A 13,414-nucleotide genomic window follows, 5' to 3' on the forward strand; every position below is an offset into this window, starting at 1 on the left:
CTCTAAAAAAACAAATCCTCTATAATCAGAAAGCTTCAAATTATTCCTAAAGTTTCTCTTACTAAATTCAACGACTGATTTTGCCCATTTAACGAATTCAAACTATACTCAGCATATATCTTCAATAGCTTTACAATAGAATTAAAAACCAATACAATTAATCATCAAAAAGCTATTATTATGACTACCGAATTATTAAGTTTCAAATACGAACTAGAAAAAAAAGAACCACGCACCAATGACGGCGGTACAACAAGAGGAGCTTCTGTTAAAGATTTTCCAGCTTCTATTGGCATCGCAGGAGTTTCCATGCGACTACAGCCGGGAAGTATGCGCGAATTACACTGGCACGCAAATGCAGCAGAATGGGCTTATGTTATTTCAGGAACCGTTCGCACCACTATTATTCATCCGAATGGTAAAAGCTACACAGATAATTTTGAACCAGGCGATGTTTGGTATTTTCCAAAAGGATACGGACATTCAATTCAAGCAACGGGAACAGAAGAATGTCATTTTATTTTAATTTTTGATAATGGTAATTTTTCCGAAGATCATACTTTCAGCGTTACCGATTTTGTGTCCTGTATGCCTCCAGAAATTGTTGCTCAAAACTTAGGAATTACTTTGGAAGAAGTGGCAGCATTACCTCAAAAAGAAGCCTATTTCGCAGCCGGAATTGTTCCTGACGAATTATCATTTACTGCCGCTTCACGACCTGAAGAATCAGATATAGAATTAACCAACTTACACCGTTATCCTTTGCATTCTCAACAACCTAGAATAATTCCAGGTGGCGGTTTGCAACGATTGGTAACCAGCAAAGAATTCCCTATCAGCACTACAATGGCGGGATCTATTATAGAATTACAGCCTGGCGCTTTAAGAGAAATGCACTGGCATCCCAATGCTGATGAATGGCAATATTATATTTCTGGTCAAGCCGAAATGTCTGTTTTCTTAGCAGAAAGTACAGTTGTTACCGAACAATTCAACGCTGGAGATGTCGGTTATGTGCCAATGGGTGCGGGACATTATATTAAAAACACTGGAAATACAGTTTGCAAAATCTTAATTGGTTTTAATAGTGGCACTTATCAATCTATTGATTTAAGCGAATGGCTTGCTGGAAACCCGAAAGATGTGGTGGTAACCAATTTTGGTTTGGAAGAAGGCGAAATTGAAAAATTTCCTAAAAACAAACTGTTTATTCAACCGTAATCATAAGTATTGTGGATGCCCAAACACAGTTCATAGATTCGTCTGAACAAACTAGGTCACAGGAGAAGCTAGCCATATTTTTAGCCTTTATTGCAGGCTATCTTGATACTACTGGTTTCCTGAAATGGAAAGTATATGTCTCTTTTATAAGCGGAAACAGCACGCAGTTGGGAATTGCTTTATCCAGTGGCAAACTAAATGTACTTCTTTCGTCTTTAACGGTAATTTGCTGTTTTGTCTTCGGAATATATGCTGGAACCTGCATTTCTTTGTGGAGAGAATCCAAAATTCAGACACTGCCATTTTATATTGTTTCAGTAATATTGATTGGCTACACAATGGCATCCAATTATTATACGATAAACAACGGATTGTCGATACCTATCATTCTATTTTCAACTGGTGTTATGAACACTATTGTAACGTCTGTTGGAAGTCAAAAAATAAATACCGATTTCGTGACTGGAACGTTGAATAGTCTGGCTAGAAATACAGCCATGTTAAGTCTTTCCCGAAATAAAAACAGTCGGAAGTTTTATAAACTCAATGCTCTTCGGCTTTTACTATTATGGATTGGCTTTTTGTTAGGGGCATCTGTTGTGCCACTTATACTTCCGTTATTCAAAAATTGGACACTTATTTTGCCTGCTGCATTACTACTTGCTTGTGCATTATTACTGCCGATTACTGACTTTAACCTTAAAAATAAATCTTATGCTGAAGAAAAATGACGTTGCGCCAGATTTTACCTTATTTGCAACACCCGATCAAAAAATCACTTTATCAGAATTTAAAGGGAAAAACGTGATTTTAGCTTTTTATCCTGCCGACTGGAGTCCAGTTTGCAGCGACCAAATGGCACTTTACAACGAAATGCAGAAATATTTCAATAAATATGATGCTACAATTTTCGGTATTTCTGTAGATAGTAAATGGTGTCACATGGCCTTTTCTCAATCAAGAAATCTGCATTTTCCTTTACTGGCTGATTTCGAACCAAAAGGAGACACTTCAAAAAAATATGGCGTATACAATGAGAAAGAAGGTGAATGCAATCGTGCCCTTTTTGTAATTGACAAAGAAGGAATTATACAATGGAGTTATCTCTCGCCAATGGCTATCAACCCAGGAGCAGATGGAATTCTTGAAGCTTTAGAAAAACTATAAAAACCAATCAATTATGTCACTAAAACCAGCGGTCAGTAAAACTGATCATATACAAGGAAAAAAAGATGCTGATATAGTAATCGTAGAATACGGAGATTATCAATGTCCCTATTGCGGTGCTGCCTATCCAGTTCTTAAAGAAATGATGAAGAAATACGGCAAACAGATAAAATTTGTTTTTAGAAATTTTCCGTTATCAGAAATGCACCAATACGCCCGTCCTGCAGCAATTGCGGCAGAAGCCGCAGCATTGCAGGGAAAGTTCTGGGAAATGCATGATGCTATCTACGAAAATCAGAGAACTTTAAGCGAACCTTTTTTATTAGAATTGGTAGAGAAATTGGATCTAGACCCGCATCAGTTTAATACTGATATTAAAAAATCTGAGCTTGCTGCAAAAGTAGATTCCGATTTTGAAAGTGGCATTTTAAGCGGTGTAAATGGCACACCTTCTTTTTTTGTCAATGGTAGAAAATTTAACGCAGGCGCAGAAGATCTCTTGCAACTGATGAGTGAAATCGTGAAATAAATAGTTCAAAAATTAAATCTAAAAATCGAATAGTATGCTCTCAATTAATGAATGAAAGTATATTTTTTGAATCTATTTTTAATTAAATTTACGTAACAACTTCAATTACAACGCCATGGAAATAAACTATACGGAATTAGTTTCCATCAAACACGTAAGTGTTCAAAGAATAGAAAACAACGAAACCTCATCGTTCTTAGATACGCTATCTGTTGAAGAACCTCTTGAAATCAGGCTTTCTTACGGTTCTAATTCAGAGAGAATTCAAAAGAATATTTCGGTTACCATGCGAACTCCAGGCAATGATATTGATCTTGCGATTGGTTTTCTGTTTACAGAAGGAATTATTACTTCTTTTGAAGATATTCAAGATGCTTTTTCAATAAAAATGAATTGCTTGTCACAAAAACAAAACATTGTTCAGGTTGATCTTAAAGAAGGTTTTACTCCAAATTTGATGCAGACAGATCGAAATTTCTATACGACTTCAAGTTGTGGCGTGTGCGGAAAAAGTTCTATTCAATCTATAAAAACGGTAAGCCCATTTGTAAATTTGATGAGACCGCAGATCCAGATTCATGCATCTATTTTTTATCAATTACCCGAAAAATTAAGAATTGCTCAAAGCGATTTTGAATCCACCGGCGGTCTTCATGCCTCAGGGCTTTTTAATACTCAAGGCGATTTGATTCTTTTAACTGAAGATGTTGGAAGGCATAATGCATTAGACAAATTAATTGGGAGATCTCTTGCTGATCAATCACTGCCACTAAATGAACATATTTTGCTTCTAAGTGGAAGAGCAAGTTTTGAGTTAATCCAAAAAGCGGCAATGGCGGGCATTTCTATTATTGCTTCTATTGGCGCTCCATCCAGTTTGGCCGTCGAACTTGCGACTGAGTTTAATATTACACTTTTAGGATTTCTAAAAGAAAATCGATTGAATATCTACAACTCATCGCAACAAACCGTAATCGTAACACAATAGCCATTAAACCATAATACAATGAAGAAAGATCCACAACAAAAAACAGATGATTTAACCCATAAATTACCTGAAGCAGAAAATCCGTACCAGCTTTCGAAACTTAAACTAACAAAAGTAGAAAAATGGGCTGCCGGCGTTCCTGCGGTTATGGCTGCGGTAAGCGATCTTATAGAAGATAAAACCATTCTAAGAGGCGGAAAAGCTTTATTTAAAATGAATCAAATGGGCGGTTTTGACTGTTCCAGCTGCGCATGGCCAGATCCTGATGATGATCGATCTCCTTTGGGCGAATATTGTGAAAACGGAGCAAAAGCCTTGGCTGAAGAAGCTACAACCAAAAAAGTTGATGCTGCTTTCTTTAAAGAAAACTCTGTGTATAGCCTTTCAAAATTAGACGACTACCAAATTGGAAAAATGGGAAGATTGACTGAACCGATGTATTTGCCTATTGGCGGTACACATTATCAGCCCATAAGTTGGAATGAGGCTTTTAAAAAAATTGCTTCACATTTAAATACGCTTGAATCTCCAAATGAAGCGGCTTTTTATACTTCGGGAAGAACCAGTAATGAAGCTTCCTTTCTTTATCAGCTTTTTGCAAAAGAATTTGGAACCAACAATATGCCAGATTGTTCCAATATGTGCCACGAAACTTCTGGAACAGCTTTGAAAACTACAATCGGAATTGGAAAAGGAACGGTTACTCTAGAAGATTTTTATGATACCGATGTGATTGTGATAATCGGACAGAATCCAGGAACAAATGCCCCGAGAATGCTGAGCGCTTTAGAAAAAGGCAAAAAAAATGGCGCAAAAATTATTGCGGTTAATCCATTGCCCGAAGCTGGTTTAATGGGATTCCATAATCCGCAGGCTATAAAAGGAATAATTGGATCAGGCGGAAAACTTACAGATCTTTTTCTTCCGATAAAAATAAATGGCGATATGGCACTTTTAAAAGCTATTGAACTTTTGCTAATTGAATTGGAAAAGAAAAACCCAGGCGAAGTTTTTGATCATGAATTTATTAAAAACAAAACAACTGGTTTTGAAAATTTTGAGAAACAGTTTGAAAATTTAGACTTAGATCATCTTGCTTTTCTATCTGGAGTTCCCAAAAATCTAATTATAGAAGCGGCAGAAATACTGGCTTTCAAAAAAAGAATTATTGTTTGCTGGGGAATGGGACTTACCCAGCAGCCAAATGGTGTCGATATGATCCGAGAAATTGTCAATATTTTATTGATTAAAGGAAGTATTGGTAAACCTGGCGCAGGAGTCTGTCCCGTTCGCGGACACAGTAATGTTCAGGGAAATAGAACCATGCTTATTGATGAAAAACCTACAAACGAGCAATTAGATCGTCTTCAAAATTACTTTGGATTTAATCCGCCGAGAAATCACGGTTATGATGTAGTTGGAACGATAAAAGCGATTCATGAAGAGAAAGTAAAATTTATGTTCTGCATGGGCGGTAATTTTCTATCGGCGGCACCAGATACGACTTATACCGCAGAAGCATTTCGAAAACTGAAACTGCTGGTGTGTGTATCGACAAAACTCAACAGAGGCCATTTGATACATGGAAAAGAATCACTTATACTTCCTACGCTTTCCCGAAGTGATATGGATATCGTTAACGGCGAAGTGCAGATTATTAGTACAGAAAATTCTATGGGCGTGGTACAGTCTTCAAAAGGTGTGCTTAAACCTATCTCGGATCAGTTGATAAACGAAACTCAAATTGTCTGCCGAATGGCGATGGCGGTTCTTGGAGAAAAATCAGTTATCGACTGGAGGCGATACCACGACAGTTATGATGATGTGAGAGAAACTATTGAAAATTGCATTCCTGGTTTTGAAAATTACAATAATAGAGTTCGCGAAAAAGGCGGTTTTTATTTGCCTAATGCTCCTCGTCATGGTCAATTTACGGCCAAAGAATCTGCTGATCGTGCGGCATTTACTTTGACTGAAATTCCGAATAATGAATTGGAACCAGATGAATACATGATGGCCACAACTCGTACGCATGACCAGTTTAATACTACTATTTATGGTATGGATGACCGCTATAGGGGAATAAAAAATGAACGACGTGTTATTTTCATGAATCAGAATGATATTGATAAAGCAGGATTTAAAGCGGGAGATAAAGTAGATCTCTTTAATTATAATGATGGCATAGAAAGAATTGCACCTTTATTCCTTATTGTTTCTTATCAAATTCCAGAGCGAAATACAGTCACTTATTTTCCGGAAACCAATGTTTTAGTTTCTGTAAATAATGTGGTGAAAGAAAGCAATATGCCAGCTTCTAAATACGTAAAAATAAAAGTAAAAAAACACGATCCTGCCATTTATGAAAAGATAAAACACATGTAATTCTTTTCAAATAAAAAAAAGTTAGCGAAGACTTTTGAGGCATTTATCTAGATTAAAAATAGTAATAGCGCTGTTACAATTCATTACTTAATCTAGGTTAATCGACTGCTCTACTCTTCCTATATAAATTTGTCAAAGAAATCTAAGTCAAATAAAAAATGATAAAAACTTAGAATTTAACGACAATACCAAAATTAGGATACTCTTAATTTTATTAATCTTAAAACCAAAAAAATGAGCACAATTACAGTAAAAGACGGAACAGAAATTTATTATAAAGATTGGGGAACAGGACAACCTATCGTTTTTCACCACGGATGGCCTTTATCAGCAGACGATTGGGATGCGCAAATGATGTTTTTCTTAAAACAAGGATATAGAGTTATTGCTCACGACAGACGCGGACACGGTCGTTCTGGTCAAAGTTCTGAAGGCAACAATATGGAAACGTATGCTGCAGACGTAGCAGAATTGACTGCTGCGCTAGACTTAAAAGATGCGATTCATATTGGCCACTCAACCGGCGGAGGCGAAGTAATTCGTTACGCATCAAAATATGGAAAAGAACGTGTTTCTAAAGCCATTATTATTAGTGCTGTTACGCCAATCATGATCAAAAATGAGGCAAATCCTGATGGTGTCCCATTGTCTGTTTTTGATGAAATTAGAGAAGGAACCGGATTTAACAGAGCACAATATTTCTATGATTTCCCAATCGCTTTTTACGGATGGAACCGTGAAGGAACAACAGTTCAGGAAGGTATCAAACACAATTGGTGGCGTCAGGGAATGATGGGGTCTGTACTAGCTCATTATGAAGGAATTAAAGCTTTCTCTGAATCCGATTTTACTGAAGATTTGAAAAGTTTAGACATACCTGTATTGATTCTTCACGGAGAAGATGATCAGATCGTTCCATATAATCAGGCACCTAAAGCTGCAGCTCTTTTGAAAAATGGAAAATTAATTTCTTATCCTGGATTTCCTCATGGTATGCCAACAACAGAGGCAGAAACTATCAATAAAGATATTTTAGATTTTATCAAAAAATAAGAATCGCAAGTAAAACAGGAATAAAAGGCCATTAGATGTAATGTTTAATGGCTTTTTTATAGCACAAAAAGACATCGTTTGAGAAAATCCCATCATTACATGAATTACTCCTATTCAATGCAAGAAATCTAGCATTTTTACTTTAGAATAATATCGAGAACCCTTTAGTATATTTTATAAATAAATCTATTAAAAGTAGTATCGCGATCAGAACAATAAGAACTAGCAAATATGTAATTGTCTGGGCTTTTCTATTAAATTCAAAAGTTTCCGGATTAATAAAATAGTCCGCATAGACCGTCGGGGAAATCTTAATGTGCGGGCAAAATAAAACGACGCCCTGCAGAAAATGACCAATCAGCAGATATTTATTTTTAGGGATATAAGTCATCCCGTTATCAGCTCTGGAAAAATGAATGGGAATCTGCTTCCCGTCCTTAAATCCAAAAATATAACTAGGCGAATATTTTGTTCCTATTTTTCTATCGATATCACTTACGTAAGCCTCGCTGCTCTTTTCCAGATCCTCATATAGAATGCTTTCGACATTGCCACTATACTGGTGTTGGTGCATTCCGTAACGATCTACAGAAATTGAAATGACCTTCTTCTGTTTCTGACGCTTGTAATTCTTAAATAAAATCCAGATCGCCCAAAGCAGTAGGGGAAAATATATAAGGTCAAAGATTAGCTCTCCTTGAGACAAAGGACTGTTATGCTCCAACTGCATACTCAAAGGTATTGCAATAAATAAAGAAAGCATTGCCAAGCACAATAATCCAAACATCGAATACATTAACAGAGTAGCTGAGATATGGCGTTCCGAAGATACTTTTGGAAAATTTTCTTTATTATAAATCATTTCGTAATAGTGTTAAAAAACTCAAAATCAAAAACTTTTAAAATTAAAACCAAGCCATGCTTTTCTTATACTGCAAAAAAAATTCACTTAAGATTTACAGCGTACTATTTTCGCAGTTTGAAACTCTTCGTAAATTATCCAATCCTCACGAAAATACAAAAAAAAATACCACACGATTTACATTTAACCGCATAGAATATATCTAGTATTAACGTTATCCCCTGCTCTCTTATGCTATGCAAGCAAATGAAAATTCTAGTAATCGATAAGATATTATATAACTCTACAGCAGAATTGTATAACTAAAAAGATTGAAGTGCACATTATTTTTGGCATATACAATTTATAGAAAACAAAATGAATTACATTATGAAAAAAGCAACAGCAATCCTTCCGGTTGTTATATCAGTTTCTCAATCCGGCACACAATCTGACATGAATTTCACAAATACAGCAATTCAGCACAAACAAAATTCAAAGCTTTTAGGCGATTTATACCATAAAAGTGAAGATGAACCGGACTTTGACTGCGAGTTTTTGCATGCAACCCATGACCTAAACGAATACGAAAGCATAATTGATCCAGAATCTGACGATCAACTTTTGGATGAGTTTAATGATAATCAATGGGATGCAGATATCTACGATCCATATGTAGAATCAACCTATTATTAAACAGAAGGGGTAAAAATAAAAAACGACAGAATTATCGGTGGAGAAATCTATACTCAAGCATATTAAACAATTACTGTGTACCATATTGGTATCAGTTTTTTTTCTATAAAACTCCGTTCAGCATCAGAATTGACTCCTATTATTTGTGATCAGCTTTTAATTTTTATCTAGGATTTGTTCGATAATTATTTTTTGAATTTCTTCAGGCTTTTCCATAAGTACAGAATGTCCAACATCTTCAAACAGGAATATTTTCTTCTTTGGCGCTTTGAGATGTTTAAAATAGTCTTCTGCAATCACATGATTAGTCTGGAAATCTTTCTTCCCGATGAAAAAATAAACCGGACAATTAATTTTTGGAAGTTCTTTTGGAAGATTTTGAGTGACGGCCTTATCCCAGGTAGGAAGCCATATTTCAGACCAGCTTTTTAGATACTCTTTGACGGCTGTGGTGTCTTTATCTGCTAATGGGTTTCCATCGTAATGGAACATCCATTTTCTGGAATAATACACCGATTCGTATTTTTCAAAAGGAATTTTAACTCTATTCAACTCTTTTTCAGCTGTCAGATTTCCTTTTTCTTTTGCATCTTCCTTCAGTTTGCTAAGCAGTAATTGTTCACTTCTGTTCTGATTCACTACAGGACTGAAAGCGATATAAGCATTTAGCAGCTCTGGATGTTTTTCAGCCATTTTAAAACCAAGAACGGTTCCCCACGATTCCCCAACAAGATAGAGCTTCTTTTTATTGAATTTTTTCAAAAGAAGCTGTAGGAGTTCATAAGTATCATTTTCCATTAATTCCAATGTAATAGGTACAGACGATTGGTTTAAAGCAAGTGTCCTGCCCGTTTCCCTTTGGTCCCACTGCACAACCGTAAAGTAATTCTGAAGTTTGCCTGAGAAAACATCGGACTGGTTCATTCTGGAACTGCCCGGACCGCCATGTAAAAATAGGATTAAAGGCAAATCATTATTTCCTTTATATGAGATTACCTGTTTTATCTTGCCAATTGACAGAGTATCATAATGGGTCTGTGCAAACGATTTGCCTAACAAAAGAACCATAAGAATGAGTATCAGATTTATTTTATTTTTCATTAGTTTACAATTGGGTTTACTGAATAATTCTTTCCAACTAAAATAATGATTTTTAAGGCTTTAATACATAAAAAAAATAAAAAAAATAATGTTGGTAATAAATTTTTTCATCTTTTTAAAACCAAATTAGTGCTACTGCCCGCCTCCATTTAATTAAAGGATTCTTCACCTGTAGCTGTACAAAAATGAAATTGTTTTTATTTAAAGTTAATTAAAACATAATTTTAAAAAAAACCTAAGTTGCTATTATTTAATAGAGTACATTTGACCAAATTAAATATTTAATATGCAAGAAGGTACAGTAAAATTTTTCAATGAGGAAAAAGGATTCGGATTTATAACTCCTAATGATGGAGGAAACGAAATTTTTGTCCATGCCTCAGGTCTATCGGAAAACATCCGTGAAAACGATTCAGTTCGATATGACATCCAAGAAGGCCGAAAAGGTCCAAACGCAGTAAACGTAATCGTAGCATAATATATACTATAGTACAAGTTTATAAAGCACCTGTCCAAAAACAGGTGCTTTTTTATTTAAATGATTTCTAAATAATTATTATGTGGTCCACAGGAATTTCATTTGTGATTGCAACTTTTTCGCTTAAAAGAGGAGTTACTCACAAATCTCTTTTAAGCATACGGCGAAACTGCTATTCCGGAACGCTGCTGTTTTTAATATCCTCTATAATTTCATCCACGCTTTTCTGATCCGTTGCCCAAGAAGTGATTAAACTTATTGCTGCCCTGCTCTCCTCAATCTCTTTCCAGACATAAAATGCAAACTTTTCATGTAGCGAGGCAATCACAGTTTTAGGTAGAATCGGAAAAATCTGGTCGGTGGCAGATTCGGTTAAAAATTCATAACCGACCTCTTTAATCGCTTCAGCAATCTGCGCAGCATATTTATTGGCTTTTTCAGCCAGAACAAAATACAAATCTTCCTTAAAGAGCTCATAGAACTGGATTCCTAACATCCTTCCTTTTGTCAGAAGCGCACCACGTTGTTTGAGAACATAGTCAAACTCACTGCACACCTGTGAATTCTTAAATACAATAGCTTCACCGAAAAGAGCACCATTTTTTGTCCCACCTATATAAAACACATCAGTAAGATTTGAAACATCAGATAAGGTAAGATCATTAGCTTGAGCAGTAAGCGCATGGCCGAGTCGGGCACCGTCCATAAAAAGAAATAAGTTAAGCTGTTTTTCCAACATTCTTCTGACAATGATCAAAAATATTTTTAAAAATAATATATTAGCTTTTCTATTTTAATGACAATTAGTGATTCTAAAATAATTTAGATTCGATTGTAGCCGATGGAAAAATAGCAATTAAATAAAATCTTTCATAAATGGAAAAAACTTTTGAATTTACTGTTGAAAATTGTGATGGAAAAAGCACAAAAAAAATAATCGATGGAATTATTGAATACAATTTAAGTAAAGTTTCAGCAACTAATCATATTTACACTCCATTAGAATTTACAGTCAAAAATGAAAAAGGAACTGGGATTGGCGGAATATTAGCAGAACTTGGATATTGGAATGACCTTGAAATAAAAGTTTTGTGGGTAGAAGAAAGTTATAGAAAAAGAGGGATCGGAACTTTACTTTTACAATATGCTGAAAAAACAGCAAAAGAAAAAGGAGCCGAAATCTCAATGCTGGATACATTTGACTTTCAAGCAGAAAATTTCTATTTAAAAAACGGATATGAGCCAATTGGTGAAATTAAAGATTTTCCAAAAGGGCATCGAAGGATATATCTATCAAAAAAACTACACTGATAAAAACATGAAAACGAAAGTTTTTTTTGCGAAAGTGCACGACAGAAAAGCTATATTAATCTAAGGTAAGCTCATTTATTCCTACAAATTTAATGAAATAATTTAAGTCTGAAAAAAGATAGATCGAACTTGAAATACAGCTGGATTTTAACCTCTTACAAGTATATACGAATACTCTTTAAAAACAAACATTAAAACACTAAAAATCAATACTTTGAAACATAAAATAGAATAAAAAAAAATCAAGATCTTTTTTGATCTTGATTTTTTTACAATGTTATTTAAAATAAAACCCTATTGATTTACTCTACTAATTCATAATCTCCTTGGTCAACATATTTAAGAACCGCTTTATAGTTGCTTCCTATAATTTGTGCCGTGTTATTGCCATTAGCCAGTACCACAGGATTAGTTAGAGAAGTACTTGTTGTAAAAGTCATTGTATACACCGTTCCATTTACAGAATAATCTACTATAAAAGGTCGGTTTATATCAACGAAATTAGTTTCAATCCTTATTCCATACTTTACATTGGGACTGATGCATTCGTTTTCAGACAGTTTTGTTCCATCAGCATGTACAAAAGAAATACCTTTAGTATAAATAGGTGTTTCTTCATGTTCAGAGCAGCTCAAAAACAGAAATAGTACTAGTGCTAAAATATAGTATTGCTTAATTTTCATTATTATTGTTTTTGATTTATTACTATTTCTTTATTCGTACTGCCTATACTCACAGTATATTTACCAACTTCTAAATTATCAAAAACAGCCTGGCCGTTTTGAATGTTCTGGCTTGCAACTTTGACACCGTTTTTCGCTAAATCGGCTTGAACATTATTTTCATCGTACAAAACTTTAATAACGCCACCAGCATAACATACAGCATCTTTTTTATAAAACGTCGCACTGCCTAATTTAACCGTTACTGTCCATTGCTTTATTACCGACTGATCTTCAGAAAGCACTTGAAACTGCACGGGATTTGTAAAATCTATACTGTTTGATCCTGAAATTTTATTAGCAGTTCCGATAAATAACTTGGCTCCTGGACTTAATTCAAACACCGCGTTTAATGCCGATACGTTGACTCCTTTAGATACATACATTGTTATCTGTGAGCCTGTAATCGTTTTAGATGTTTTTAAATCCTTAAAATCAAAATTTATAATTTCAGATTCTGTTTTTAATGAAGGACTTGCAAAACTATAAGACTGGAACAAGTCGCCATAATGTTTGTTGTTTTCAAATATTTTTGTCTTTTCAACATTTTTGACAGCATTGTTTGCGGCATCGTAAATTTTGAAACTGACTACCTCATTATCTGTATTCGAAAAAACAGTCAAATAAACCATGTACTTTTTTTCGCTTGCAACATAAATCGGACTGGCAATACCGCGGCATTCTCCGTCAACAAAAGCAGCCAGTTTGTCGCCAGGGCTTGTTAAAGTTTTTCCATCAACAGTCAGAAAACCTTCAAACGACATGGTATATTGAAATTTATTTTCATTTACAGACCAGTTTGGCGCTTGGCCAAATACAGTACTGCTTAGTATAAAAAACAATAGTGTTATATGGATATAATTTTTCATTTTTAATTAATTATAAACTCCTAAAACAAACCTTTACAGCTGTTTTAGGAGCT

At 34.8% G+C, this 13,414-nt stretch carries 15 protein-coding genes; 10 read left to right on the forward strand and 5 right to left on the reverse strand.

Annotation, left to right across the window (positions count from 1 at the left end):
• The first annotated feature begins 180 nt into the window (after positions 1 to 180).
• From NCC77_RS14835 to NCC77_RS14865, 7 genes are all read left to right on the forward strand, one after another.
• On the forward strand, positions 181 to 1,221 hold the full coding sequence (locus NCC77_RS14835; RefSeq protein WP_250836278.1) for a cupin domain-containing protein: 1,041 nt from the start codon (positions 181 to 183) through the stop codon (positions 1,219 to 1,221).
• A gap of 11 nt (positions 1,222 to 1,232) precedes the next feature.
• Positions 1,233 to 1,952 (forward strand): YoaK family protein, encoded by a 720-nt coding sequence (locus tag NCC77_RS14840; protein ID WP_250836279.1) that lies wholly within the window; start codon positions 1,233 to 1,235, stop codon positions 1,950 to 1,952.
• Positions 1,936 to 2,388 carry a redoxin domain-containing protein gene (locus tag NCC77_RS14845; RefSeq protein WP_133524055.1) on the forward strand — a complete coding sequence of 151 codons (453 nt, stop codon included), beginning with the start codon at positions 1,936 to 1,938 and terminating at the stop codon, positions 2,386 to 2,388. The genes NCC77_RS14840 and NCC77_RS14845 overlap by 17 nt, the downstream gene beginning before the upstream one ends.
• Before the next feature lie 13 nt (positions 2,389 to 2,401).
• Positions 2,402 to 2,917, forward strand: a complete 516-nt coding sequence (locus tag NCC77_RS14850) for a DsbA family protein (protein WP_250836280.1) — start codon at positions 2,402 to 2,404, stop codon at positions 2,915 to 2,917.
• Positions 2,918 to 3,032: 115 nt separating this feature from the next.
• Positions 3,033 to 3,905, forward strand: coding sequence for a formate dehydrogenase accessory sulfurtransferase FdhD (gene fdhD, locus NCC77_RS14855; RefSeq protein ID WP_250836281.1), 873 nt, complete (start codon positions 3,033 to 3,035; stop codon positions 3,903 to 3,905).
• An 18-nt stretch (positions 3,906 to 3,923) separates the two neighbouring features.
• Positions 3,924 to 6,290 carry an FdhF/YdeP family oxidoreductase gene (locus NCC77_RS14860; RefSeq protein ID WP_250836282.1) on the forward strand — a complete coding sequence of 789 codons (2,367 nt, stop codon included), beginning with the start codon at positions 3,924 to 3,926 and terminating at the stop codon, positions 6,288 to 6,290.
• A gap of 234 nt (positions 6,291 to 6,524) precedes the next feature.
• The gene (locus NCC77_RS14865) at positions 6,525 to 7,343 is read left to right on the forward strand and encodes an alpha/beta fold hydrolase (RefSeq protein WP_250836283.1); all 819 of its coding nucleotides are present in this window, start codon (positions 6,525 to 6,527) and stop codon (positions 7,341 to 7,343) included.
• Positions 7,344 to 7,485: 142 nt separating this feature from the next.
• On the opposite strand, the gene NCC77_RS14870 is transcribed toward NCC77_RS14865, so the two are convergent.
• Entirely contained in the window at positions 7,486 to 8,205 is a 720-nt protein-coding gene (locus NCC77_RS14870) for a hypothetical protein (RefSeq protein WP_250836284.1), read from the reverse strand.
• Between the two features lie 369 nt (positions 8,206 to 8,574).
• Here NCC77_RS14870 and NCC77_RS14875 point away from each other — a divergent pair, with 369 nt between their 5' ends.
• Positions 8,575 to 8,880 carry a hypothetical protein gene (locus NCC77_RS14875; protein WP_250836285.1) on the forward strand — a complete coding sequence of 102 codons (306 nt, stop codon included), beginning with the start codon at positions 8,575 to 8,577 and terminating at the stop codon, positions 8,878 to 8,880.
• A gap of 156 nt (positions 8,881 to 9,036) precedes the next feature.
• Here the strand turns inward: NCC77_RS14875 and NCC77_RS14880 are convergent, their stop codons facing one another.
• On the reverse strand, positions 9,037 to 9,981 hold the full coding sequence (locus NCC77_RS14880; RefSeq protein WP_250836286.1) for an alpha/beta fold hydrolase: 945 nt from the start codon (positions 9,979 to 9,981) through the stop codon (positions 9,037 to 9,039).
• Between the two features lie 286 nt (positions 9,982 to 10,267).
• Here NCC77_RS14880 and NCC77_RS14885 point away from each other — a divergent pair, with 286 nt between their 5' ends.
• Complete coding sequence (locus NCC77_RS14885) at positions 10,268 to 10,459, forward strand: cold-shock protein (RefSeq protein WP_095930400.1); 192 nt, start codon at positions 10,268 to 10,270, stop codon at positions 10,457 to 10,459.
• 172 nt (positions 10,460 to 10,631) lie between these two features.
• Here the strand turns inward: NCC77_RS14885 and NCC77_RS14890 are convergent, their stop codons facing one another.
• On the reverse strand, positions 10,632 to 11,198 hold the full coding sequence (locus tag NCC77_RS14890; RefSeq protein ID WP_250836287.1) for a threonine aldolase family protein: 567 nt from the start codon (positions 11,196 to 11,198) through the stop codon (positions 10,632 to 10,634).
• A gap of 137 nt (positions 11,199 to 11,335) precedes the next feature.
• Here NCC77_RS14890 and NCC77_RS14895 point away from each other — a divergent pair, with 137 nt between their 5' ends.
• Positions 11,336 to 11,770, forward strand: coding sequence for a GNAT family N-acetyltransferase (locus NCC77_RS14895; RefSeq protein WP_250836288.1), 435 nt, complete (start codon positions 11,336 to 11,338; stop codon positions 11,768 to 11,770).
• Positions 11,771 to 12,072: 302 nt separating this feature from the next.
• Here NCC77_RS14895 and NCC77_RS14900 read toward each other — a convergent pair whose 3' ends face one another.
• Together NCC77_RS14900 and NCC77_RS14905 are read right to left on the reverse strand one after the other, a co-directional pair.
• Positions 12,073 to 12,405, reverse strand: a complete 333-nt coding sequence (locus NCC77_RS14900) for a hypothetical protein (RefSeq protein WP_250836289.1) — start codon at positions 12,403 to 12,405, stop codon at positions 12,073 to 12,075.
• A gap of 50 nt (positions 12,406 to 12,455) precedes the next feature.
• Entirely contained in the window at positions 12,456 to 13,361 is a 906-nt protein-coding gene (locus NCC77_RS14905; RefSeq protein WP_250836290.1) for an SGBP N-terminal domain-containing protein, read from the reverse strand.
• Positions 13,362 to 13,414 lie beyond the last annotated feature (53 nt).

It is taken from the genome of Flavobacterium tyrosinilyticum, from assembly GCF_023656565.1.
Taxonomy (GTDB): Bacteria; Bacteroidota; Bacteroidia; order Flavobacteriales; family Flavobacteriaceae; genus Flavobacterium; species Flavobacterium tyrosinilyticum.